A 24,864-nucleotide genomic window follows, 5' to 3' on the forward strand; every position below is an offset into this window, starting at 1 on the left:
TTTTACTTTATTCAGTAACCAGCAAAGATTGCCAGGCAGCAAGCTTCCAAACTCCCTTCTCCTTGCGGTAAACGTCGGTGTACTTAAGGATAATGGTACGATCACCGTTTGGGTCGCCAATCAGAAACCGGGCCTTTCCTGAGATTACGCCTGTGTTTCCCCACGAAATTGGATTTTGCTCAAGAATCTCTACATTTTTGTAAGTGCCAGCGGCCACCGATTCAATAATTTTGGCTTTGCCGTCAACGCCTCCGTGAGAATGAGTATACATCAAGTCGTCGGCAAGAATGGTTTCAAGTGTCTTGGTGTCTTTCTTCGCCATGACCTCGAATCGGTACTTTTCGGCATCCAGTAGTTCTTTCTGGCCAAACGCTGTCAAAGCAAACATAGCCAGACAGACAGTCAATAATTGCGTACGCATATTTTTATAGTTTAAGTGTTCAGTTATTTTGGAGGTAATTGAGGGTAGGGAATGATGGACTCTATCAAAAGCCCCACACCACTTTTGGTAAGCAAGGTAAGGGTTATGATGATACTACCAATGATGATCGCAATGCCTACATTGTTTTTTCTTATCTCCTCAAACTCATCAATGGGCGTGAGGCGGGCATACAGGGAGGTGCTCAGCAGCGCTATCACAATGGAAGCGCAGTAGGCAATGGCAATGTAAACAGCACCCTGCCCAATATACCTGAAGGCCAATACATAGCTGGCAGCGTCCTGATTTAGAAGCCTGAACGAGGAAATAAGTGGCTGAATTACCTCATTGATCATAAAACCAACCGAAAACATGATGCTGGCAGTGAAAATACTGTAGGCCAGGTTGCTTTCGGAGATCTTATAATACCTTCTACCCACCCATTGCAATATTTTGTAGGTAATGGAAAGAATGAAGATGCCAATAGTGACAGCCGACACTATTTCGATGAGCCCAAGTATGGCGATGTTATAGTTCATCCACTAATGCGATTTCCCAGTAATCAATATTTTGCATGTCAGGTGGTAGCATGCCAACAGGCCAGCCTTTGGCGGTAGTCTCCCAAAAATAGTAGTTTTTTCTACCTAAAGTAATGTGGTCTCCGGAAGACGGAATATTGAGTGCCAGCATGGCGTGCCGGTATTCGTAGCTCACCACAATCATTGGGTCAAAATTGAGCTTACGAAGCAAAGAAAAGAGTAACACCGCTCTGGTGTCACAATCACCAGACAGGGTATGCAAAAACTCATAAGGTGACAGGATGCCAAATTTGGCCAATGCCACACAAGGATGTTTCGTTGCGTCTGCTTCGGAACAGTCTCCTGAACTAATAAAATGGTAGGGAATATCCTGCACAAATGATACTGTCAACTCTGCCAGCGAAGCAGCGTCGAGGCTGTCAAGCAACGCAGTTTGCAGAAGACTGTCGGCCATAAAGCTTACCCACTCATCGTTTTCTTCCACTAGCTGCCTGTAAACACTCCCCCAATAGGCTCCATATTCATTGTTTGACGGACTGATAAGATTCCGTTTCTCCCTGCTCTGTTTGGCAAGGTCTTCATAACTGCGATAATGAGTGCAATAGGAGGCTCGGTAGTCAATCAAATCCCAGTTTCGGTGGTGAGTTCTGTCTGCGGTTATTGTATCAAATTCCGTGTAGTCCTCGCACAAACTCATCTCATAGGCCACCTCTGAATGCTTGAGCCCATCTATGAGTAAGCTGATGATCCAGAAGAACAGAAAAAAGAGCGCTATTATCTTAACTGTAGCTTTCATTGCTCCTTTGACTTTAAACTTCCACGTTTAGTTGATTTCATTTTCATGAATGGCGACTTCGGCCCTGATGTTTAGCAATTTGATTGGTAACAGCAATAAGCTGATTTTTCACCTAAAATCGATACATTCATTAAAAATTCAAATAACCTGACCTTTCAATAACATGAAGAAATTTAGCTATCTGCTGCTAGTGGTGTTTTTAGCTTTTGGTTGTGAGCAATCGGGTACCACCCTGCTGATAAAGGAGGGGTCTGATTTGTCCGTTTCGTCACCTTTTGAGTCAAAATTGGTAAAAGGGGCGGCTGACACATTCAGGGTTCATCTTGAAAAAGGTGCGATTGCCAGTGGGTTTGCGGATCAATTGTCAGTAGATGTGGTAGTGAAAGTATTTGGCCCCGACGGTCAACTGTTAGGTGAATTTGACAATCCGGCTCGGGGCCCCGAACCATTTCAATTTACAAGTGAAGGAGGCGTCTACCAGATAGTTGTTGCGCCTTTTCAGGAGAGCGAAGGTGACTATGTGATGATGCTGGACAGGGTAGAAGCAGTGGCTACAACAAACGAGGGTAAAATCGATCAGCTCATGAGGTTTGCTATAGGCACTGGCGAGGCCGTTCCCGGAGCGACCGTTGCAGTGGTCAAGGATGGAAAAGTAGTTTTTAGTAAAGGTTATGGCTATGCCAATCTCGAATATGATATAAAAAATTCGCCAACCACTATTTTTCATGTGGCGTCGGTTTCCAAACAGTTCACAGGGTTTGCCATCGCTATGCTGGCCGATCAGGGCAAGGTGTCGATGGACGACGACATCAGAAAGTACCTGCCAGAAATGCACGACTTTGGCGAAAAGATTACGCTCAACCATTTGGTACACCACACCAGCGGGCTGAGAGATCAGTGGAGTTTACTGGCGCTTGCGGGCTGGAGGTTGGACGATGTAATCACCAGAGAGCAGGTGCTGAGACTGATTTTTAAACAGACGGAACTCAACTTTAAGCCGGGCGAGGAAATGCTGTATTGCAATACAGGCTTCACACTGCTGGCGGAGATTGTGTCGAGGGTTACGGGGCAGTCATTTGCTGAGTGGACCAAGGCCAACATGTTCGACCCGCTTGGAATGAAAAATACCCTTTTCTACGACGACCATGAGAAGATTGTGAAAGGGCGATCCTACTCATATTACAAAAACGACCAGGGAGAGCTAAAGAAATCGGTGCTTAGTTATGCCAACGTGGGTGCCACCAGTCTGTTTACTACAGTAGAAGACCTGGCACTTTGGGCTGTCAACTTTGAAAATGTTAGTGTAGGTAATGATAACATTATGAAAATGATGGATCAGCGTTATATTCTCAACAAAGGTGATACCATGGGATACGGGTTTGGACAAGGTGTTGGGGAGTACAAAGGGCTGGTTAACAAAACCCATGGTGGGGCCGATGCTGGTTATCGAACCTTCATTAACAGGTTTCCTGAGCAGCGCTTTTCCGTGATTGTTTTCAGCAACCTGGCGTCATTCAATCCCGGCAATATTGCCTATCAAATTGCAGACATATACCTCGCAGATCAGCTTACAGAGGCTCCTCCTAAACCATCGGAAGCCCCTGCGGCCAGTGATCAACCAAAAGAAGCCTTCGACGCATCTAAGGTAACCCTGTCTGAATATACAGGCCGGTTTTACAGTACTGAGCTTGAAACAGCCTACACCCTTGAGGTAGTCAATGATACGCTCGTAGCTCACCACCAACGGCACGATGATATTAAACTGACCATTAAGCAAAAAGATGGATTTTCATCGTCGGCCTGGTGGACTGGAAACATCGATTTTACCAGGAACAGTAGTAGCGCTATCAATGGCTTCAAAGTGAACGCCGGCAGGGTAAGAAACGTGGCTTTTGAAAAGCAGTAAATGGAAGCGCAATGGCATTTGTACGTGATGGCCGTGCTGTATATTTTGGCTGGCATTAATCATTTTATCAACCCAACATTTTATTTCCGCATTATTCCGCCTGTTTTGAAATACAAGCAGCTGATCAATAGCATAAGCGGAGCCGCTGAGATCTTTTTAGGCATATTACTATTGACCTCTTACAGGCCGGTGGCTGCCATTGGCGTTATCGCTCTTTTGATTGCTGTGTTTCCCGCCAATGTATATCACCTGATGCAAAAGGGAGCCGGGATGAAGGTGCCCATTTGGGGACTTTGGCTGAGGCTTCCGCTACAGGGCTTACTGATTTGGTGGGCATGGCAGTACGTTTAAGGTAAGGCTGAAAAATAATATCACTTTCATGCTAAAAAACTGCTTTACTTTCCATTAATTTTGCATCAGTTTTATTAACAATATGGAAACAGAATCCAGCCTGCTGGTTGAAGTAAAAACACCTGATTTACAGGAGTTTAAGGAAGTAACAAACACCCCTCAAGTTCTTTTCGACATACTTCCTGACGATTGGCAGGAATGTATAGTGCCGTTCTGGGCCCAATACGCTGCTACAGCCCGTGTGTTTTGCCTGCTAAGTGATGAAAAAGTGCTGGGAGGAGGCATAGTATTCAGCACAATTCCGCCAGATACACTCGATGAAAAAATGGCTCAAGCGCTTTTTGACAAAGGCCTGCTTTATATTGGGTTTTTGTGGATTTCGGAAGAGATGAGGGGATGCAACCTTGGCTCTAAATGGATTGAGCAGGCAAGAAAGGTTTTTGACGGCAAGCCGTTCTGGCTCACAATAGATGATTACAGGTTAACGTCCTTTTACAAGAGAAATGGATTTCAGTTGATCGGTGAGGTTTCGAAAGATGACTCTATCGAATGGGTAATGGCTGACACAGAAGTCTAACGTATCGGTAATTGTTTTAAGGAGGTCTACTTTAGACTGTTGTAGTAGGCTGCCAGTTTTCTCAAATCTTCCTTCTTCCGGGAGATTCTCTCTTTTTTCACAAATTGCCTCATCTCATCCTGATGGTCAGGTAAGCTTTGAACCAACGCTTTCACCTTTGATATCTTGAACACCTCGCCCTTGTCGAGCTGGTAGTAGTACTCGAACCCGAGCTTGAGGTAGGTAGGGAGCGTTGGCGCACTTTCCATGGCTTTAGGAGCTTGCCCTGGTCTCAGCCGCACCACCTGTTTCATCATCACATTCAACCTTCCCGTGTCAATTACCTCAAAGAAGCCGAGGTTGTACTTGTTTGCCTCAATAAACTCTCCCAATATGAACAAGTGTTCACCCACCGAGATCATGTCGATACTTAAAACAGGCTCCATCAGATAGGTGAAGTCTCCTCGCTTAAATTCCATTTGGTCGGCGTACATGTTGTATCGCATGGGCACCGGATTTGTTTTTCGGTCCTTTTCTATAAAGACAATGCCGTCTTTAAATTCGTCGTCCATATACGGAGAGCCCTCGTACTCTTCACCCTTGTTGGCTCCTGTAATTGTCTTTGAGTAATTGATGTAGTCCTGATAGTCTACTACATTCCTGTCCTTGTAGGACACTATTTGGGCGTTCATCACCCCAGTGGAAAGCAGCAGTAAAAAGCTCACTATAATGAGCTTCCTGAGGTGGCGACTATATCCGGCGACTAAGCTCATAGCAGTTGGTGTTCAGAGTAAATAGGGGTAAACATCTATGGTAAAAATAAAAAAAAACGGCCGTCGGCATAAAATCATTTTCCGAAAACCGTAAACAGCATCGCAGTTGCCGCCGGAAAACTGTGCTTGGGCAGGCGAAAAATTGTCGCCAACGTATGGGTTAATAACAATAAAAAGCGCTCAAAAAAGAGCCCCTTTTGCCATGTTAGCACAACATTTAAACTAAAAAATCAAATCAGGTTAATGTATTGTGTCGTTTTCCACTCGCCACTGAGTATCATCACTTTCTCTACCAAAAGCTTGTAATTTTTCTGTCCGGATAAAAACTCGATTACCAGCGAGTTTGTGCCATCTGCCCGGGGAGCTTCTGTTTCGTAAGCGCCGACAAATAATACTTCCGACCACTCAATACCAAGCTCACAGCCAGCATAGAAAGTTCTTAAATAAGCCGACTCAATCTCGGGCTTTATCCTTTTTTGATAAACCTTGGCAAAGTCTTTTTTGGCCACGTCCAGAAACACGCTGTACGCTTCGGAATTGGCCATCATTAGACCGTGGAGTTCTTCCAATGATGGGAACAGATGATAATACTCTTTGATGGATTTGTTCTGAAACGAACTCAGAATTTGCCTGCCGAGGTTTTCTGCGGCCGTACCCTTCTCTTCCTCAGGCGAATGAGCCGTTGCGAAGTGTATTCCGAGCAACAAAGTTGAAAAAATAGCTAGTGCTTTCATTAATTGTATGTTTGAAAAATAGACGCTAATTCTTGACGTTAACAGCTACAATGTCTTGTGGTGGGATCGGCGCCGGAACTGCATTTGGCACGGGCTTTATAGATTGCAGGTAAGCAAAAATGGCCTTCAGATCCTGATCTGTCATTTGCTGGTACATCTGCCAGGGCATTGGCGGTAGCAGGTCACGTGCTCTTTCCAACCCCTTCGACTTGCCTTTTCTGATGGCGGTTTCGAATTGCTCATAGGTCCAACGACCGGTTCCGGTGGCATCGTCGGGTGTTAGGTTAGCAGAGAACGAAATACCCCATGGGCCAACAGCAGCCGTGAGACCTTGAGAAAACAGTATCCAGTCTTGCTGCATTGGTATGCTAGCAATCGCTTCGCTTGCCGGATGCCCTGACAAAAGACGAGTGGTGTCCAGGGCAGGCCCCTGTGGAGTCATTACCTTAGGCGTGTGGCAATCGTGACAGGCGCTGGTATTTACAAGGTATTGGCCACGGAGAATTTGCTCTTTTTTTGCCACCTCTGGCGATATTTGTTGCTCGTTCACAGCTGTTGATGGAGAGCAGGAGTACACAGCGGCGGCGAAAGCCACAAAGCATGCCATCTGAAGGATGCTTGAGTGTAGCGCCTTAATGAACCTGTTTTTCGTGTTTACATTGTTTGATCGAAGATTGTCTAACATTTTCATGGTTGAATTATTATGATTTGACCGGTTTTACGAAACAACTAACCGGCCAGCCTACGTAAAAAAGAGAGAATAGTACGTGAAAACACTTTCCTTCTATTTGCAGCTCTTTGTATGTTTTTTTTGCTGAAGCGAAACTTATAGACGGCTTTTTTCGTGGAAGAGCTTTATCATCGGCCTGATGGTCGGTATTTTTTTAATATGAGTGACTACATTACGCTTGACTCCCCCAATGTCCCGATATTGAGGCATGGGGAAAACGACACCATTCCCTATGGTGTTTTTATTAAGTCTCCTGTTGAGGCGGATACGCTGCCGGACTCGGAACTTGCATCTTTCAAATCGAGAGACATGTACCTCCCAAATTTCTCCATTCGGGAGGTTGAGGGGATATTCTCAAGGGATGTGGTGCTTAAAAACCTCCGCAGTGAGGGAGCGGATCTTCCTGGAAGCTGCCTTTTGATGAAAGCTGATGTAAAGACTTATCTGAGTGGATCGAACCAGGTTATAGCCACTAAGCAAGCTTCTCAAAACTTCAAATTTGACCCCAACAACGAATACCGTCATCATATAGCCGCTAACAGCGAGCTTCATTATGTTCACGTGTCGTATGCACCGGAATATCTCGATAGCTTCCTGCCGCAAAACGAGCCATGGGCTGACTGGGTGAGGGAAAAGATAGCCAAAAAAGAAAGGGTTTTTGGGAAAGAGTATCAGCCGCTCAGCCTTGCTCAGCTCAGGGCCATTCAAACCCTAACCGATTGTCCGTTGGTTGGGAGTTTGGGTGTAATGATGGTTGAGACTTCGGTAATCCAGATTATTTTATTGCAGCTACACTCGCTTTTTGCGGAGGAGTACAGGTTGATTGATAAGACTCAATCCCCTAGAAGGGATCAGGACCTGGTGCACACAGTCAAGCAATACCTCCGAAACAACTATTTGGAGGATCATTCCATTGCTGGTCTTGCCAGGCAGTTTGCAACTAATAGCAATAAGCTGATGTTGGTGTTCAAAACCGTAGAAGGAAAAAGCATCTTTGAATACATAAGCGACCTAAGAATGCAACATGCGGTGCACCTTCTTCACGACAAAGACGTGAAAGTTTCACATGTGGCTCGAACGCTCGGCTACAAAAACCCGAACCATTTTTCTACGGCTTTCAAAAGGATTTATGGCGTTGTGCCCACTGAATTCAGGTATAAACCAACATACTAGCGGCTATTTTGTGGCAATTTTGGCTTCTGAAAATGTTTTTTTACGCTATCGTGCCAAATGAAGAACTTTTTAACACCAAATGTCATTTTACTATCGCAGCAAACTTTAGTTGTTGCCCTCTGAAAGGCAGAAAGAACATCTTTATTTCATCTAATTGCCTCAGAAAGAGAAACGTTCTCAAAATTAAAGGTTACCTTTGTCTTCACATTTAAAAAGCTTGGATGAGACAACTCAAAATAAGTAAACAGATTACCAACAGGGAGAGTCAGTCTCTCGACAAGTATTTACAGGAAATTGGAAAAGTAGACCTCATCACCGCAGATGAGGAAGTGATCTTAGCCCAAAAGATCAGAGAAGGAGATCAAATAGCACTTGAAAAACTAACAAAAGCCAATTTGCGCTTTGTTGTTTCAGTAGCTAAACAATATCAAACAGGTAGCCTTAGCCTTGGAGACCTTATCAGCGAGGGCAACGTTGGCCTGATCAAAGCGGCACAACGTTTTGATGAAACCCGTGGTTTCAAATTCATCTCTTACGCTGTGTGGTGGATTCGCCAGTCTATTATGCAGGCATTGGCCGAGCAGTCTAGAATTGTGCGTTTGCCTTTGAACAGGGTAGGCTCTTTGAATAAAATATCGAAGGCATTTTCTGACCTGGAACAGAAGTTTCAGCGTGAGCCTACTGCTGAGGAGTTGGCAGAAGTGCTTGATGTCAGCCTGAGCGAAGTACTTGCAACACAGAAAGTATCAGGCCGTCAGGTAAGTATTGATGCACCATTTGTGAGTGGTGAAGAAAACGGCTTGCTTGACGTAATGGTGGACGAAAATGAAGAAAGACCTGACGCCGGCCTGATGGTGGCTTCTTTGCAAAAAGAAATTCAGCGTTGTTTGTCTACGCTTACAGCAAGGGAAGCTGAGGTTGTATCGTTCTATTATGGCATTAACGGTGAGCAGCGCATGACACTGGAAGAGATTGGAGACAAATTCAATCTTACTCGTGAAAGAGTTCGCCAGATCAAGGAAACTGCTACTCGCAGGCTTCGCAGTGGCACCAGAAGCAAGATATTGAAATCGTTTTTAGAGTAGACCAGTGAGTAATTCAGTGCAAAAATATAAGAAGCACTTATCCGAAAGGGTAGGTGCTTTTTTGTTGATGTTAGGCTGCTAGGCTTCAGGTAGTTTCACCAGCTCTTCAAACAACCTGTCAAGCGTCTCCTCAGCATTTACGCACAAGCCGGGGTGTACTTTGGAGGTCTGCAGCACGGTACTTCTGGCGGCTGTCAGCCATCGGAAACGTTCTGTTATTCCGAGCTGCCCGATTGGGCCTGCTTCTTTTCCTCCCTTGCAAATCTTCTCAAAGGAATCTACATACCCTTTCAATTCACTAAAATCTGTCTTTTGGCAAAATCCCGACAGTCTTGACTCGTTCCAGTCAAATCGAGCCCGCAAAAACTTTTGCCCTGAGCACAGGAGAACCACACCCACGTTGAGAAACTCTTCACGCTCCACGTGTGGCACCACACGAACGACTGCATACTCAAATAGCTGTCTCTCTTGCATGTTGGGCTTCGTTAACAAAAAAAGAAGAGTTGGCTACTCGTGTAACCAGGAAATGCGTGTAGGCGACCCTGTGCTGTTCGGGGTTTTCAAACGGAGAGTCCTCCGCCAGCCATTCATCGGGTATTAGGGCCACGATAGCTTTGATGGCCTGCTCAGTCAATACAGGTGCGAACTGCTTGTCGACAGCAGCAAGTTCACTGGCAATGGGAAGCAGTACGTGCTTTGAAATCAGCTGGAAAGGTTTTTTTGGCTTGTCCCAGTTGTCCCAGCTGTGATGGAAATACAGGGAAGCGCCATGATCGATCAGCCAAAGCTCTTTGTGCCACCAGAGCATGTTGGTGTTGCGGGCCGTGCGGTCGACGTTCATCAGCAGGCTGTCGAGCCACACGATTTGAGACGCCAGCAAAGGCGATAGCTTAGTCGCCACCGGGTCATAGGTGATAGAGCCTGACAGATAATGCAGTCCCAGGTTAATACCGACGCTGGCCTTCAGCAGATCCTGTATTTCTTCGTCACCTTCAATCCGGCCAAAAGCGACATCCAGGTCTGCAAAAACAATTTCCGGTACTCTGAAACCTAGTAGCCTGGCAATTTCGCCACCAATAAGTTCGGCTATCAGTGCTTTCTTGCCTTGTCCGGCTCCCTTGAATTTCAGTACATATAGAAATTCATCATCAGCCTCAACAATGGCAGGCAGTGAACCGCCTTCCCGGAGAGGAGTGACGTAGCGGGTAACGCTAACAGTACGAATTTCAGCTGCGTGTGCCATCAATTATTGTAAACCGTTGCGGCAAATGTAACACAACGCCGCCTGTTAATAAAAAGCAATCTTTCGGCGGGAGGGAGTTGCGTTAGGTAGTGACTTACTCGCCGCAAGCTCAAAAAAATAGGGGAACATGTCTTGTCGACATATTCCCCCATAAATAGTAACAACGCTAGTCGCCTGCTTTTAAGCTTCTTTTTCAGCAGTCTCTTCCACCTCTATTTCTTCTTCAACAATTTCCTCGCCCCGGTTGATGTGCAGCACGAAGTGTTTGTCCATAACGAACTCATAAGTAGCCGTGCTTACCAGGTCATTGGCAGTTTTTGAAGACTGCAAAATCACCAGAAGGTCTTTTGCTACGATAGAAGTCCTGATATCATTTTGAGCCTTCCCTTTGAATACATTCAAGGAGAAAGAATAACCACCCTTCTCCTTAGGGTTGATGATGGTAAATTCATGTTTAGACATCTTGTAGGTCTGTGGACCTTCTGCCGAGTCTATCATGTGCTTGAGAATTGCCGGTCTGTACTTGTTCCACAAATAAGTGTAAGTGTGGGAAACTTCAGAAGAATAATTGGCCATTGAACTATATTGATTATTTACAAATTGTTTTTCTATGAATATTTTTTGCCGACGAGTTTATAACGGTAGTCGACTCATGTATCACCCTCAGTTCGGAGCTGATATGGATAGTCGTATTTTTTAGAGCAGATAATTACATGTTGTGGATTCTAAATAGGAACAAATCTAGTAACGCTGAAGTTCAGCGAATATGTGTTCCAACTCTGCTCTGGTCTTTTTCAGCTTTTCTTCAAGCTTAACCAGCATACTTTCCCGGTCAGTATCAGCCAGGAAAAAGTCGCTGTCATTGAGGTCAGGAAATCTCCATTTCAACATTACCTTTTGCTCTCTCCAGCTTCTAACGATCTCCATATGCTGCAAGGTAAGCATATTTGCGGAATATTTGTTGTTATTTGGATTTTACATTATAGAGTTGTAGGTTTTCCTCATTTTCTTCAGCAGGAGGGGTGCTCGATTTTTAAGACACATGTGACACTTCTTCCACCTGCTTTACCTGGCCAATGATCGTCTTCCAGGCGGTAAATCCCCCTGCTACATTGTAAACTTTTTTGCAGTTGTGGTGAAGTAATATAAGGGATGCCATATAGCCCCTTAGTCCTTTCGCACAGTAAACATAGGTGGGCCTATCAAGGTCAATTTCATTAATTCTCCCCCGCAACTCGTCGAGAGGAATATTGAGGGCATGCTGAATGAATCCTTCCTTATGAATCTCGGTAGGGTTTCTGACATCAAGCAGTGTGTAGCTTGCGGGGGAAACGGACTGATCGAGAGCCCTTGCTGCTTCAACGACTGATACTTCGTGGTACCGGGCCCTCATCGAATTGCCTGCTGCGAACCCAGCCACTACCACGGGGTCTTTGGCGGACGAGAAGGGTGGCGCATAGGCCAGATCGAGGCGGGGGAGGTCATCAATGGTCAATCGGGCATACAGGGCCGTGGCCAGCACATCAACCCGCTTGTCAACCCCATGCTCACCGAATAATTCGGCGCCGAGCAAAACGCCTGTACTGGGGTCGTAGTGGATTTCTATCAACAAGTCTTTTTGATCGGGGAAGAAACCGGGAGTGGAGCCTGCGATAATCAGAGTCGATTTAAATTGAATACCAGCCCTTTCGAGTGATTTAGGGCCCATACCTGTGCGTGCAATGGCGTAGTCAAATATTTTCATAATTGCAGTGCCGTAGCCCCCCTCAAAAGTTATATTACCCCCGGCTGCATTGGCACCAGCGGCCCGGCCTCCTTTGTTGGAATGAGTGCCCATGGGGTACCAGCTATGCTCACCCGTTATCATGTTGGTGATGGCTGCACAGTCGCCAGCCGCATAAATGTCTGGGATGGAGGTCTCCATGTGCTTGTTTACCAGCAGTGCACCGTTTGGCAGATGCCTGGCGCCTTTTCTAACCAGCATTTGCGTATTTGGCTTAATGCTAATGCCTATCAAAAGGTAGTCTGTATAAAGGCGCTTTCCGTTGCTCAGGATCAACTCATTGGTGGTGTGGTCAACTTCCACGACTGACACGCCAAGGCGGACATCAATGCCATGGTCTTCAAGCACGTTCTTTGCAAGATGGGCAAATTTCACATCCCAGTTTGCCAATACCTGGTTGCCAAGCTCAATCACGGTCACTTTTTTGCCAGCGTGAACAAGGTTTTCAGCAGTTTCCAGTCCTATGAGTCCGGCACCCAGGATGGTGAAATGCTCGGCACTGTCCATAACACCGCTTTTCATCACCCTGTCAAAATCTTCAAGTGTTTTGGCGTGAGCCCAATTTTCGAAGCTCTCAATGTTTTTAATAGGAGGCAAAACCGCCTGTCCTCCCGTGGCGAATACAAGTTTGTCATATTCATAAACGCCTTTGTCTGTGTATACTATGTGTGCTTCCGGGTCAATGTCTGTTACTGGCTCATTTAGATGGAGTTCTACACCAAATCTTTTCTCCAACAGCTCAGGTTGGACGACAATGAGCTTGTCTCTCGTCTTAATCTTGCCTGAGAAGGCATATGGAATACCACAGGTGGCATAACTGATATGAGATGTCTTTTCAAACATCAATATTTCGGCTGTTTCGTCTGTTCTTCTTGCTTTGGCTGCGGCTGAGGGGCCTGCAGATAACCCGCCTATGACAATTATTCTCGTCTTTCTCATTTTTTGGATACCTTAATGTTGGCGCAAATTTGACCTCAGTCTGGGCTAATTTTTGTGACTTAAGTAACAAGGCGTTCCTGATATTTATCAGATTTCGTTACAGGAGGTACCTTATGAAATTGATTTTTCAGAAAGTCATTAGGACATCGTAACTTGGTTAAATGATCCATTTTCTTTCTTTTGGTTAGCAATAATGAAAAAGCTACTATTGAGTTCATCGCCGTTTTATCAGCAAGAGGCACTCGCTATCATTCGCATGATCGTTGGTGGTCTGATGATTTATCACGGGCAGGAAGTTTTTCAACCGAACCTCATGAGGGAATACATGACCTGGGAGGTTTTTCAAGATACTAACGCACGGCTGCTGGTATACGCTGGGAAGTCAAGCGAGCTGATCGCCGGAGTTTCTCTTTTTCTGGGGCTTTTCACCAGAATAGGTTCGCTACTTTTATTGGGTGCCATGTCTTACGTCACCTTTGTGATGGGCAATGGCCAGTTCTGGTATGGCGACCAGCACCCTTTTATGTTCGTTCTTTTTGGGTTGCTTTTCTTTTTTTTTGGAGCTGGCATGTGGTCGGTTGATCAGCGTATTTTCGGGAAAGAAGGTAGCTGATCTTTACGAAGTTGAGCTTTTAGCCAAGCCTATTACCAAATAGCTATGTTTGGACTGTTCCCTTTTTCGATAAGGTAGTTCAATACTGTGTCTCTGTTTGTAGAAACTAGATTGCTTTGATAGGCTTCATAGAAAGTGATTCTCGTATTCCCTGAGGAGTTTGTTTCTTGTAGAAAAAGAGGTAGGTATGATAGCGTGTACGAACTGGCCAGCTAAAGTCCGGACTTATTGCAGTCAGGTGCCTGAATCTATTGATCACACCCTCAGTCGGTTTACGGGACTGAAAGGGGCGGAGGTTCCCGCACACATCACAGGATTGGGAGTAGTGGTGGCAATGAGCGGCGAGGCAACGTTTCGGATTAATACGGATGTGATAGTATTAAATGAGACTAGCTTTCTGGTGGTTAACAAAGGTAGCAAGCTGTCTATTACTTTGGAGCGGGACGATACCCTGGTCGCCTTGCTATGCTTTGATACAACGCTTTCGAAGCTATTATACAACGGACTGATTAAAAGCGGCGATGAAACCGCCGGTTGGTCAGCAGTTAGTGAAGAGGACTTTTCGCTCGTGGAGCACCTACATTTCATGAATGCTTCGCTCAGAGAACAGTTTCAACTTCTGATGGAGCTTGGAAACAGTTGTGCCTCTTTTCACTCATTAAAAGCTGACATGGTTGTGCGATCTATACTGGATAGCTTGATAAGCGAAAATCATCATGCCCTTCAAATTTCGGAGAAGCTCAAAGTTGTAAAAACAGTTACAAAAACAGCACTGTATAAGCGATTGGCTGCCGCCAGGGAGTGGATAATCAACAATTGTCAGCAGCCAATTGATTTGCAGCAAGCGGCAGATGTTGCCATGCTTGATAAGCAGCATTTCCTCAGGCTTTTCAAGCGGGCCTATCAAATTACACCTCACAACTTTTTGACCAGAATGCGGCTAGAAAGGGCAGAGAAACTATTGGAAGAGACGGATTTGGCCGTGTCTGACATTTGCCGGGCTGTAGGCTTCGATAGTATACCTTCGTTCACTAGTCTGTTCAAAAGAACATATGGCGAAGCGCCTGGGCGTTACCGGCGGAAAATGAGGCTGCACTAAAATTCTCCATTTTCGATAAGCCGGAGGGAGTTGGTGATACTAGTTTTGAAGAAAAAAACACAATAAGATGGAAAGAGATCAATGGAGCCAGTTCAAGCTGAGGGTAAACGTCAACGCCCCGGCAGATAAAGTTTATAACTCCTGGGCAACACCCGGCGGTTTGGAGAAGTGGTTTTTGAGAAAAGCCTTGTTCAGGGACAAAGCTGGAAAGGCAAAGTCGGAGGACACACCTATTGAACAAGACGACACGTATGAGTGGTACTGGCACGGCTATCCCGACAGTGTGGTAGAGAAAGGGACAGTACTGAAAGCCAATGGTAAAGACCTTTTTAGCTTTACTTTTTCCATGAAATGCCCTGTTACTATCAATATGTACGAAGAAGCTGGTGAGTTGATTGTTCAACTGGTCGAAAGCGGGCTGCCTCTGGACGACGACACAGCGATGAAGCATTTTGTAGGCGACTCAAGGGGGTGGATTTTTTACCTGGCGAACCTAAAGTCGGTGCTGGAAGGAGGGCTGGACTTGCGAAACAAAAGGATGGAAATCACAAACGTCATTACAGCTTGATCCGAGACTTTGCAGGTATATTTCCGAGCGGTGTGAAGAGGATTGACAGCTAAAGATAATACCGATTCATAGCTACAACTGACCTATACTTAAAGTAGCTTTGCGCCACAAAATGGCTAACTAACTGCTTTTAAGTATGGGTCTTAACTCCATTCGCCGAATATACGATCACACCACGGAATACAACATCGTTGCGCTTGAACAGTGCCGGGCTATTTTGCTCTCCCAGTTTCCCTACATGAGCGAAAAGGAAGCTGATGAATTGCTACTTGATGCAGGCGAGCATTCAATCAAGCCCTACCGGCCCATCGTGATCATTGCTGAAGGCAGAGACAAGCAAGTACTGGGGGTAGCCATAGCATCTCACTTCATCAAAGACAATTTTATATTTCTCGATTTTATCGCTACCAATAAGCACCGCATCAGTGGTGGAATAGGCGGGGCGCTTTATGAACGACTGAGAGACGAAGCGCACAGTATCTCGGCCGTCGGAGTTTTCTTTGATTGTTTGACAGACAAACGGGAGTGGGCCGTTGACGCAGCGGAGCACAAACAGAATCTGGCCCGACTGAAATTTTACGAGAAGTATGGGGCACGACCACTTGTGGGGTTTAGCTATGACTTGCGCCGTGACGACGAATCTTACTTTTATCTCATTTTCGACGGGCTGGGCAAGAAGGATCACTTGTCAGCTCAGCTTTGTAAGAGCGTTGTCTCAAATATCCTGGAAAATAAGGCAAAAGGGAAAGTCTCTGATAAATACGTTGACCAGGTGCTTCGCTCGATAAAGGGATCGATTGCACTGCGACCTTTCAGGTATATTAAATCTGAACCAGCAGAATCCACAAAGGCATCTGTTCCAGCCGACAAGCAAATAGCGCTGGTGGTGAATGAGGGCCACTTGATTCACCATGTTCGGGAGCGAGGCTATCTGGAATCGCCGGTGCGGGTTAATTCCATCCTGAAGGAATTGAAAAAGACTTCAATTTTTAAGGATACGCCCGCCAAAGCGTACCCCGACAGCCATATTGAAGCAGTGCACAACAAACAGTACCTCAAATTTTTGAAGAAGATTTGTGCGTGGATTGGGGAAACCACCACCATGTATGGTGACGTGTTTCCTATCAGAAACGCAGCCAGGCTTCCAAAGGACATTGAGCTTCAAATAGGCTACTATTGTATCGACACCTCCACGCCACTCAATGCCAATGCCTACAAGGCTGCCAGAGGTGCCGTGAACTGTGCACTCACTGCCGCTGACGTTGTTTTGAGCGGGCAAGCTATGGCCTATGCCCTGGTGAGACCTCCGGGGCATCATGCCGAACGAAAATATTTTGGCGGGTTTTGTTACCTGAACTCCAATGCGGTGGCGGCGCATTACCTTAGTAAAAAGGGTAAAAAAGTAGTGATCCTCGATATTGACTATCACCATGGCAATGGCCAGCAGGACATATTCTATCACAGGTCTGATGTTTTTACAGTCTCTATTCATGGCGATCCTGAATACGCCTATCCTAACTTTACTGGGTTTACCGATGAGACTGGAGAAGGAGAGGGGGAAGGTTTCAACCTCAACATCGCTTTGCCCAAAGGAGTAGAGGGGTCGGCCTATCACAAGGCGTTGAAGAAAGCACTTGAGGCCATAAAAAAGTACAAACCAGATTACCTTGTGATAGCACTCGGTCTTGATATCGCCAAGGGTGATCCATCTGGCACCTGGTTACTGTCGCCGGACGACTTTACTATCAATGGAAAAATGATTGCTTCACTCAAGCTGCCCACTTTGGTTATTCAGGAAGGTGGCTACAAGAACAAGGTGCTTGGTGTGAACGCCAGAAGGTTCTTTCAGGGGCTGTGGGAGGGTTACTATTTGAACGAAGGTTGAGCTCCCGGAAGGGTACTGTTTACTAATAGTTGTTAGTCAACCTTAATGCGTTCTTTACTTGGGCTAGCACGCATGCATTCGTATGTTTAAGGAATGTATTGTTATGCCAAATAATTTGAACGGCCTATATTGACCAATCAATCAGCTTGCTATTTTTTCATGAAAAGAGGACTTTTCAGTTTTTTAATCTTTTTGACACTGCACGTTCCACTCGGTAGTTATGCGCAGGCAGTGAAGGGCGTCCTAACATATGCCGGAGAGGAAAGGTTGGCATTGGATGGTGAATGGGCCTTTTATTGGAAGCAGCTTCTGGAGTCCGGAGATGAGACATTTACCGCCAACCCACCTACGTACGTAAAACAAGTGTCCTATTGGAATACCCACCAAGAGCTAAAGGAGCAGCTACCAGCGTTTGGCTATGCTACCTACCGGCTGGTTGTTAAGTCGGCTCAGGACTACAGGGTCGCCATGGAAATACCCGGCTTCAATTTGTCGTATGCACTTTTTCTCAACGGCGAACTGATCAGCGGCGATGGCGTGGTGTCCGACTCTAAAGACACTTACGTTCCCAATTGGACAGTCAGCATGAAAACCGTGATGCTGCATGAGGGCGAAAATGAAATAGTGGTTCAGGTGGCCAATTTTGATCACTCCAATGGCGGCTTTTTTAAACCCATCATTATTGGCGACCCCGATATTCTTCCACACGAAAGAGACCTCAACCTCATCATCGAAACGTTCAATATTGGCGGGGTGTTTCTTATCGGATGCTTTTTTGTCGGCTTGTTTTTCTATCTGGGCGAAGACAAATCATTCCTTTTCTACGGTCTGTTTGTCATTATGTACGCCTTGTATATCAGCAACTATGGCCAGTATGTGTTTGGTACAGTTTTTCCCGCCGTTCCTGCCAGGATCAAGCTAAAAATCACCTACCTGACCATGTATCTGGCGTGGCTGTTCTACACGCTTTTTCTGTGCGAGCTGTTCAAGGAGGATTTTCATAAAATTGTTTCAAGGATTGCTCTCATTATTGCCGTTCCCTTGTGCCTTTCCGCATTGGTATTACCCATGAGCATTTATACGCTAACCCTGGTTCCATTCAGTGTTGTTGCTCTGGTGTATATCATTTATGGGTTTTACATCACTTTGGTCGCACGAGTACGGAAAAGGGGAGGCTCCTTGTCTATATTTCTAGGCTTGGCTCTCTGCACGTTGGCGATCGTGATTCTGTCGGCTTATCATTATAACCTGATTCTTACCAGGCCCAACGCCATTAGTGTGCTGTTTACGGCCACTTTTTTTGTCATGTCCTTTGCCTTTGCTGAGAAGATTGGCAAAGCCTTCAGTTCGGCCAGGGCGCTACAGCTTGAAACTGCTTCGCAAAAACGGGAGATTGAAATACAAGCCAAAGAATTGAAGCAACTGGATGAAGCCAAATCTCGGTTTTTCGCTAATATCTCTCATGAGTTCCGCACCCCGCTTACCATGATTTTTGGGCCTGTGCGGGAGCTCTTACTAGCTGTTCATGACAGCCGCCCCAGAAAGTATTTGCAAACTATCCAAAACAACGCCAGCCGTTTGTTAAAGCTGGTCAACCAAATTCTGGAGTTGGCAAAGCTTGATGCCGGGCACCAAATGCTGGTGAAGGAGTATGTTGACGTCAGCAAATTCATTATCGAAACGGTTAATAGCTTTCAACTGGAGGCGAAGTCAAACAGTATCAAGCTCTTGCTAAGGGCCAGCGATCAGATTTCGGGTTGGATTGATCCTGATGCGCTTGAAAAGATCGTATTGAACCTGTTGTCCAACGCATTCAAGTTTACGCCAGGCGGAGGAACTATTACCCTGACGCTTTCTTTGGAAGGCACAAAAGCCAGGATCGATGTTGAAGACACTGGTATCGGCATACCACAAGATCAATTGCCTTTCATTTTCGACAGGTTCTACCATACAGAGAGTGACAAGCAGGCAAGCTCAGGTATAGGGCTTAGTTTGGTAAAGGCGCTGGTAGATCAGCTAAATGGTGAGATCACGGTAGAGAGTGAGCCGGGGGTTCGAACCTGCTTTAGGCTTCTCTTACCCCTGAAGAAAGACGAAACAGAGAGCAACTCCACAATTGGCGGTGCTACTAGTGCTTCCGAAGAGGCGACAGGTGGAACCGAAAACGGGGAAACTGCCAGGATACTGGTGATAGAAGACAATGATGAGGTGCGCCAGCTTATTGCAGAAGTCTTAAGCCACGATTTTGAAGTGTTATCTGCCTCCAATGGAACCTCAGGTATTGCAACAGCCATTGAGCAAATGCCTGATGGGATCATTTGCGATTTGACGATGCCTGGTGTTGATGGGTTTGAGGTATGTGCGCAATTGAAACAAAACGAGAAAACCAGTCACATTCCCATTGTGATGCTGACTGCCAAAGCCGACAAGGAAAGTAAAATAAAGGGGCTGGAGACGGCGGCCGACGACTACCTGACCAAGCCCTTTGATCAGAAAGAGCTCATTGTGAGGCTTAGGAACCTGCTGGAGAGCAGGCGGCAGCTCATGCATAAATACAGTCAGCAAACGATGCTGAAGCCCCAGGAGATTGCGGTCTCTTCCATCGACAAGGTTTTCCTGGAAAAGGTGATTGCGGCGGTTAACACCCACCTGGCTGATGAAGGTTTTTCAGTAGAAGAACTCAGCAGGGAGGTGGGCATGAGCAAAAGCCAGCTCAACCGCAAGCTACAGGCTTTGATAGGCCAAACACCTAATAAGCTAATAAGAAGTTTCAGGTTACAGCAAGCCTATGAACTACTCGAAAAGAACGCTGGCTCAATAGCCGAAATCGCCTATATGACCGGCTTTTCCAGTCCCAACTACTTCAATGCCGTGTTCAAAGATGAATTTGGTATAGTGCCGGGACAGGTTCAACGCAATAAGCCGGGTTAGAGAATCAACCCGACCACTTTCGACATGCTAGTCAGTAAGGCAATTTTGCTTCGAGAAAACCCTGCCTATTCTGGAAATATCCTTCTTCGCTTCAAAACCTTAAGCATTTGCATCAAATCCTTAAGCTGAAGAAAATGCTAATACTGAGCTTTGAGACTGAATTAAAACGCATCCAAATTCAGTTCTATGAAAGTCAGAATGATCTTCGCCCTTTTGGTTCTCTCTGCTGTAAGGCCAACCTGGGCTCAGTTTAATGAAGACGCAGTCAATAGCATCGTCATCAACGAGACCTCAGCCGGCGGGGTGAGTGATTGGGGCGACTATGATAATGATGGCGATCTGGATTTGGTCATTGGTTCCTTTGGTTTTCTTTTCGTGGAGTTATATATCAATGAGGGCGGTGCTTTTACGCTCTCAAACCCTGGCATCTTTAGCACCAACGGTGGCAATATAAAATGGGGGGATTACGATGGAGATGATGACCTCGACTTACTGGTTACTCGTTCCAGGTCATTTTCCGACGATTATTTATTGAAGCTGTATGAAAATGAGGAGGGCATTTTTACAGATGTAACTAATGAAGTGGGCTTACCGACTACGCTTTCACATTTTGGAAGTTGGGGCGATTTTGACGACGATGGTGACGTCGACCTGGCGGTGATCGCCACAAAAGACAGCAAAATCAAAGCCATTATTTACGAGAACAATGGTGGTGTTTTTACGGACATTGATGCTACACTGCCTGAAGCAGAAGAAGGGTCAGTAACCTGGGCGAATTTTGATGAATCAGGAGACCTGGAGCTGTTGGTTACAGGTTTCAACCGAACGGCATTCAAAACGCAAAGTAGCATTTTCAAGAGAGTGGAGGGTGTGTTTGAAGACTCCGGCGCCGGGCTCTCCGGTGTTATGTACAGCTCAGCCAGTGCAGGCGATTTTGATGGAGACAACGACCTGGATATTATTCTGACAGGCTCCGCCAATAGTCTCGCCACCCACCCGGCAGGGGTGCCCAAATCTTTCATCTATCGGAGTGATGATGGCACCTTCACCGCCTTAAGCACCGGGATTAGCAACGTGATGTATGGATCCTCTGACTGGGGTGATTACGACGACGATGGTGATGACGACCTTATTGTGACAGGACTGACAAACTACCTGGAAGGGGAGGCCATCAGCAAAATATACCAAAGCAATGGTGACGGGACTTTTGCTGACGTGGAAGCGTTACTCCCGTCAGCCATTTTTGGAAATGCGCAATGGGGCGATTATGATGGTGATACAGACCTTGATTTTGTTCTCATTGGTCAGCAATACATTCATAACGACCTGCCGGTCAGAAAGATTTATACTAACAAGCTATTGCCTGTAACTTCAATCGACCTGGCCACAATCAATGAAAACATGCCGGTAGGCACCCTCATCGGTACGTTGTCTACCGTTCCGGCCGGTACCTATACCTATGGCTTAGCAGAGGGAATAGAAGACAACGAGTCGTTCAGTATAAACGGAAATCAGCTCATATCCGACATTGTATTTGACTATGAGTCACAAAGTAGCTACTTAATAACGGTTGAGGCTTCTATTGATGGTGAAATCACGCACAGCCAATTGCTTGCCATAGAAATAAACGACCTGAACGAAGCGCCATCGTTCATCCAACTGGATAATCTTGCTGTCAACAGATCGGCTGGAAATGGAGGGCTCGTAGCGACGTTATCCGCCAACGACCCTGATGCCGATAATGAGCATGAATACTCTCTGGCTAGCGGCGAAGGTGACGATTTCAATAGCCAGTTCCATATTGAGGGCAATTTACTGACTATCAACAGTCCGGGAAGCCTTTCGGCGGGAGCCTACAGCATTCGCATTAAGGCTGTAGACCAGGATGAGGCCGCCGTTGAGCAAGCCCTGGTCATTGACGTAACTGATGACATTCCGTGGACATTCGTGCGCAATGACCTTGCCTCCGAAGTTCTCCAGGCGATGACTTTCACCGTCGCTGATTGGGCGGATTATGATGGCGATGGCGATCAGGACTTGCTCATCGTTGGAACAGGTGAATCCAGTCAGCCGGTGGTAAGAATCTACGAAAATGACCAGGGTACTTTTTTTGATACCGATGCCAGCTTGCCAACAGTGTTGGCCGGAGCTGCCAGGTGGGGCAAAAGAACATCTGATGGATATGCTGACGTGCTGCTGACAGGCTCAGTCGACGGAGTTCCCCAAACAGAGGTTTATCATTACGAGAATGGAGGGTGGAATAAGACTGCCAACAACTTTGTAGACGTTGGTGATCTTGGATCAAGTTATGCTGATTGGGCGGATTATGACCAGGATGGTGATCTGGATGTGGTGCTGACAGGGTCTACCGCCAATAGTATAAAGTACTCAAAAATCTATCGAAACGATGACGGAACCTATGTCGACATTGAGGCTACACTGGCCGTGGTGTCGGATGGAGTTGTAAAGTGGGGCGACTATGACGGTGATGGCGATCTGGATCTGGCTTTGGCTGGTGATGGCTGGTTTGAATTTGTTGGCAAGGTTTACAGAAATGATGGTGGACAATTCGTCGACATTGAGGCTGGTATCACACCCGTAGGTGTTAGCTCCCTGCGGTGGGGTGATTATGACAATGATGGTGACTTAGACTTATTGCTTCACGGCATTGATACTGATTGGATCACCCATACCTACATCTACGAATATGACGGCAACAGCTTTGTAGAAACTGAGCTCTTTCTGGGTTTTGGAAGCAGTTATGTAGACTGGGCAGACTACGATCATGATGGTGATTTCGACATCATTGCCACAGGCTCATTGGTGGAGTCGGAAAACATTACTACCCGTGTTTTTGAAAACAACGACAAGACTTTTTCCGACCTGTTAATGGATTTGCCCGGGGCAATCCTTGGCCAGGTGCAATGGATCAATATTGATAGCGACCTCGACCTGGACTATCTGATCACAGGGTTCAATGGGAGTAACGTCATTTCTGAATTATATCTCAACCAGCTTCTCTCCAATCAGGCGCCTGCCGACATACTGCTTGACAATGCTCATCTCAAACAATCTGCCGGTTCACAGGCCCTGGTTGGTAGTTTTTCTGCGATAGACCCCGACAATGTCGACACTCACACCTTTTCGCTGTCGAGTGGTGAGGGCGATGAACACAACGAACTATTTGCTGTGGCTGACAATAACTTGCAGGTACTGGATGCCACTGCATTACCAGCGGATACCTATACCGTAAGCGTAATGGCCGACGATGGGCACGGAGGGCAAATTAAAAAGGCATTTGAAATAACCGTGGAAGATGATCTGGCACCTATTGTTGTAGCCAAAGACATTGAGGTAGCCCTGGCAGAGGACGGCACCACAACAATAGACCCTTCCATGGTTGACAATGGAAGCACTGACCCGGCAGGAGGGGAGGTTAGCTTTTCCTTAAGCCAAACAGCCTTTTCCTGTGACAACATTGGACAAAACGTAATATCCTTTACAACAACAGATGGGGCTGGCAACAGTTCCTCGATAGACTTTACTGTCACCATTGTAGATGACACACCTCCCGTTTTGAAGGTACGGGAAGCTGTCATATACCTTGGGAATGAGGGAGCCGCCACCCTGTCTGTTGTTGATATTGACAATGGGAGCACTGACAATTGTGGCATTACACTTAGTTTGAGCCAGACAACTTTCACATGTGAGGATCTTGGAGAAAAGGAAGTGACAGTGACGGGGAAAGACCCAGCTGACAATACAGTTACCTCTGCCGTGACGATTCAGGTACTGGACACCATCACACCAGTGGTCGCTGGACACGACATAACTGTATACCTCGATGGAGATGGGGTAGCAGCGGTGGCTGATATAGCTATCGACTTTGGGACGACTGACAACTGCGAGCTCGACGCTCTGTATTTGGACTGGCCTTCCGATTTCATTGATTGCGAACAAGTAGGTGACCATTTGGTAGGTTTAGTTGGCGTTGATAAAAGTGGTAACACCACCGTGAAAGAGATCACCATGACTGTAGCGGACAACCAGCCTCCAAACCTTTTTACCAGGTCTCTCACTGTTACATTGGACGAGATTGGGCAAGCCGAAATAACCGTCGATGAGGTAAATGACGGGAGTTATGACAACTGCTCAACGGCCGAATACACATTGAGCAGGACAGTTTTTACCTGTGAAGACCTTGGGACGAGTACAATAGAATTCACAGGTGTCGATGTTTATGGGAACACATCGTCGCAAACAGTAGAATTAACCGTAGAAGGCACCTGCAACGAAGTGCTTGGAGCTAAGGATGCGTTGACAGCAGATGTTGTCGTTTATCCAAACCCGGCTACAGATTTTATAATGATGAGGTCTGCCAAAGACACCAGCTTTGATAATGGAGAGGTGTACGTGTATGACCTTACCGGCATGCAAGTCGTCAAACAAACAGTGGGGGCAGGCGAAGTTGAGGTCAAACTGTCTGTCATGGGCTTACCAAGAGGTGTATACCACCTTATATTCAAGAAATACAACAGCAGCGATAGTTCACTGAGAACCTCATTTATCAAGCACTAGGTGTGAAACACTTCTTTGGTTAAGAATGGGGTAATTCAAAGAATAAATAACACTTCTGGTCGGGAGAAAATGAGGTCTCTCTTTCATCTAAAGCTATACATTGCGATTATTTAGTACATTCTTGTTTGCTAAAACGTGCCATCTGCCATACTTTTGACTACCAG

General features: G+C 46.1%; 22 protein-coding genes. 11 read left to right on the forward strand and 11 right to left on the reverse strand.

The genetic code is table 11. The annotated features are described in order from the left end of the window. Positions 1–7: 7 nt before the first annotated feature. The 3 genes from GC130_RS19445 to GC130_RS19455 are packed head-to-tail and all read right to left on the reverse strand — an operon-like array spanning position 8 to position 1,753. On the reverse strand, positions 8–421 hold the full coding sequence (locus GC130_RS19445) for a nuclear transport factor 2 family protein (protein WP_152000019.1): 414 nt from the start codon (positions 419–421) through the stop codon (positions 8–10). A 23-nt stretch (positions 422–444) separates the two neighbouring features. Next, entirely contained in the window at positions 445–957 is a 513-nt protein-coding gene (locus GC130_RS19450; protein ID WP_152000020.1) for a DUF350 domain-containing protein, read from the reverse strand. Beyond that, positions 947–1,753, reverse strand: coding sequence for a hypothetical protein (locus GC130_RS19455; protein WP_152000021.1), 807 nt, complete (start codon positions 1,751–1,753; stop codon positions 947–949). The genes GC130_RS19450 and GC130_RS19455 overlap by 11 nt, the downstream gene beginning before the upstream one ends. Positions 1,754–1,916: 163 nt before the next feature. Here GC130_RS19455 and GC130_RS19460 point away from each other — a divergent pair, with 163 nt between their 5' ends. From GC130_RS19460 to GC130_RS19470, 3 genes are all read left to right on the forward strand, one after another. Continuing rightward, positions 1,917–3,659 (forward strand): serine hydrolase, encoded by a 1,743-nt coding sequence (locus GC130_RS19460; protein ID WP_152000022.1) that lies wholly within the window; start codon positions 1,917–1,919, stop codon positions 3,657–3,659. Continuing rightward, positions 3,660–4,010, forward strand: coding sequence for a DoxX family protein (locus GC130_RS19465; RefSeq protein WP_152000023.1), 351 nt, complete (start codon positions 3,660–3,662; stop codon positions 4,008–4,010). An 82-nt stretch (positions 4,011–4,092) separates the two neighbouring features. Continuing rightward, positions 4,093–4,587 carry a GNAT family N-acetyltransferase gene (locus GC130_RS19470; RefSeq protein WP_152000024.1) on the forward strand — a complete coding sequence of 165 codons (495 nt, stop codon included), beginning with the start codon at positions 4,093–4,095 and terminating at the stop codon, positions 4,585–4,587. A gap of 26 nt (positions 4,588–4,613) precedes the next feature. Here GC130_RS19470 and GC130_RS19475 read toward each other — a convergent pair whose 3' ends face one another. The 3 genes from GC130_RS19475 to GC130_RS19485 all read right to left on the reverse strand — a co-directional run bounded on the left by GC130_RS19475 (position 4,614) and on the right by GC130_RS19485 (position 6,764). After that, on the reverse strand, positions 4,614–5,339 hold the full coding sequence (locus GC130_RS19475) for a hypothetical protein (protein ID WP_152000025.1): 726 nt from the start codon (positions 5,337–5,339) through the stop codon (positions 4,614–4,616). Positions 5,340–5,569: 230 nt separating this feature from the next. After that, positions 5,570–6,073: a hypothetical protein gene (locus GC130_RS19480; RefSeq protein ID WP_152000026.1), complete on the reverse strand. Its 504-nt coding sequence runs from the start codon at positions 6,071–6,073 to the stop codon at positions 5,570–5,572. A 25-nt stretch (positions 6,074–6,098) separates the two neighbouring features. After that, a complete protein-coding gene (locus tag GC130_RS19485) occupies positions 6,099–6,764 on the reverse strand; it encodes a c-type cytochrome (protein ID WP_152000027.1) in 666 nt (221 codons plus the stop codon). Between the two features lie 198 nt (positions 6,765–6,962). Here GC130_RS19485 and GC130_RS19490 point away from each other — a divergent pair, with 198 nt between their 5' ends. Beyond that, entirely contained in the window at positions 6,963–7,976 is a 1,014-nt protein-coding gene (locus tag GC130_RS19490; protein ID WP_152000028.1) for an AraC family transcriptional regulator, read from the forward strand. A gap of 221 nt (positions 7,977–8,197) precedes the next feature. Next, positions 8,198–9,061, forward strand: coding sequence for an RNA polymerase sigma factor RpoD/SigA (locus GC130_RS19495; RefSeq protein WP_152000029.1), 864 nt, complete (start codon positions 8,198–8,200; stop codon positions 9,059–9,061). A gap of 78 nt (positions 9,062–9,139) precedes the next feature. Here the strand turns inward: GC130_RS19495 and GC130_RS19500 are convergent, their stop codons facing one another. The 5 genes from GC130_RS19500 to GC130_RS19520 form a co-directional block, all read right to left on the reverse strand. Further along, the gene (locus tag GC130_RS19500) at positions 9,140–9,535 is read right to left on the reverse strand and encodes a DUF3037 domain-containing protein (protein ID WP_152000030.1); all 396 of its coding nucleotides are present in this window, start codon (positions 9,533–9,535) and stop codon (positions 9,140–9,142) included. Beyond that, positions 9,513–10,304, reverse strand: a complete 792-nt coding sequence (locus GC130_RS19505) for a HipA family kinase (RefSeq protein WP_152000031.1) — start codon at positions 10,302–10,304, stop codon at positions 9,513–9,515. The genes GC130_RS19500 and GC130_RS19505 overlap by 23 nt, the downstream gene beginning before the upstream one ends. A gap of 180 nt (positions 10,305–10,484) precedes the next feature. After that, on the reverse strand, positions 10,485–10,880 hold the full coding sequence (locus tag GC130_RS19510) for a hypothetical protein (protein ID WP_152000032.1): 396 nt from the start codon (positions 10,878–10,880) through the stop codon (positions 10,485–10,487). Positions 10,881–11,045: 165 nt separating this feature from the next. After that, entirely contained in the window at positions 11,046–11,231 is a 186-nt protein-coding gene (locus GC130_RS19515) for a general stress protein CsbD (RefSeq protein WP_152000033.1), read from the reverse strand. 106 nt (positions 11,232–11,337) lie between these two features. Continuing rightward, complete coding sequence (locus GC130_RS19520; RefSeq protein ID WP_152000034.1) at positions 11,338–13,026, reverse strand: FAD-dependent oxidoreductase; 1,689 nt, start codon at positions 13,024–13,026, stop codon at positions 11,338–11,340. Positions 13,027–13,219: 193 nt separating this feature from the next. Between GC130_RS19520 and GC130_RS19525 the strand changes: the two genes are divergently transcribed. From GC130_RS19525 to GC130_RS19550, 6 genes are all read left to right on the forward strand, one after another. After that, on the forward strand, positions 13,220–13,639 hold the full coding sequence (locus GC130_RS19525) for a DoxX family protein (protein WP_152000035.1): 420 nt from the start codon (positions 13,220–13,222) through the stop codon (positions 13,637–13,639). A gap of 187 nt (positions 13,640–13,826) precedes the next feature. Continuing rightward, on the forward strand, positions 13,827–14,738 hold the full coding sequence (locus tag GC130_RS19530; RefSeq protein WP_152000036.1) for a helix-turn-helix domain-containing protein: 912 nt from the start codon (positions 13,827–13,829) through the stop codon (positions 14,736–14,738). Between the two features lie 67 nt (positions 14,739–14,805). Further along, entirely contained in the window at positions 14,806–15,306 is a 501-nt protein-coding gene (locus GC130_RS19535; protein WP_152000037.1) for an SRPBCC domain-containing protein, read from the forward strand. A gap of 136 nt (positions 15,307–15,442) precedes the next feature. Next, entirely contained in the window at positions 15,443–17,191 is a 1,749-nt protein-coding gene (locus GC130_RS19540) for a histone deacetylase family protein (RefSeq protein WP_152000038.1), read from the forward strand. Between the two features lie 159 nt (positions 17,192–17,350). Continuing rightward, positions 17,351–20,122, forward strand: a complete 2,772-nt coding sequence (locus tag GC130_RS19545; RefSeq protein WP_152000039.1) for an ATP-binding protein — start codon at positions 17,351–17,353, stop codon at positions 20,120–20,122. A gap of 186 nt (positions 20,123–20,308) precedes the next feature. After that, the gene (locus tag GC130_RS19550; protein WP_152000040.1) at positions 20,309–24,700 is read left to right on the forward strand and encodes an FG-GAP-like repeat-containing protein; all 4,392 of its coding nucleotides are present in this window, start codon (positions 20,309–20,311) and stop codon (positions 24,698–24,700) included. Positions 24,701–24,864: the final 164 nt, after the last annotated feature.

Source organism: Imperialibacter sp. EC-SDR9 (genome assembly GCF_902498805.1).
Taxonomy (GTDB): domain Bacteria; phylum Bacteroidota; class Bacteroidia; order Cytophagales; family Cyclobacteriaceae; genus Imperialibacter.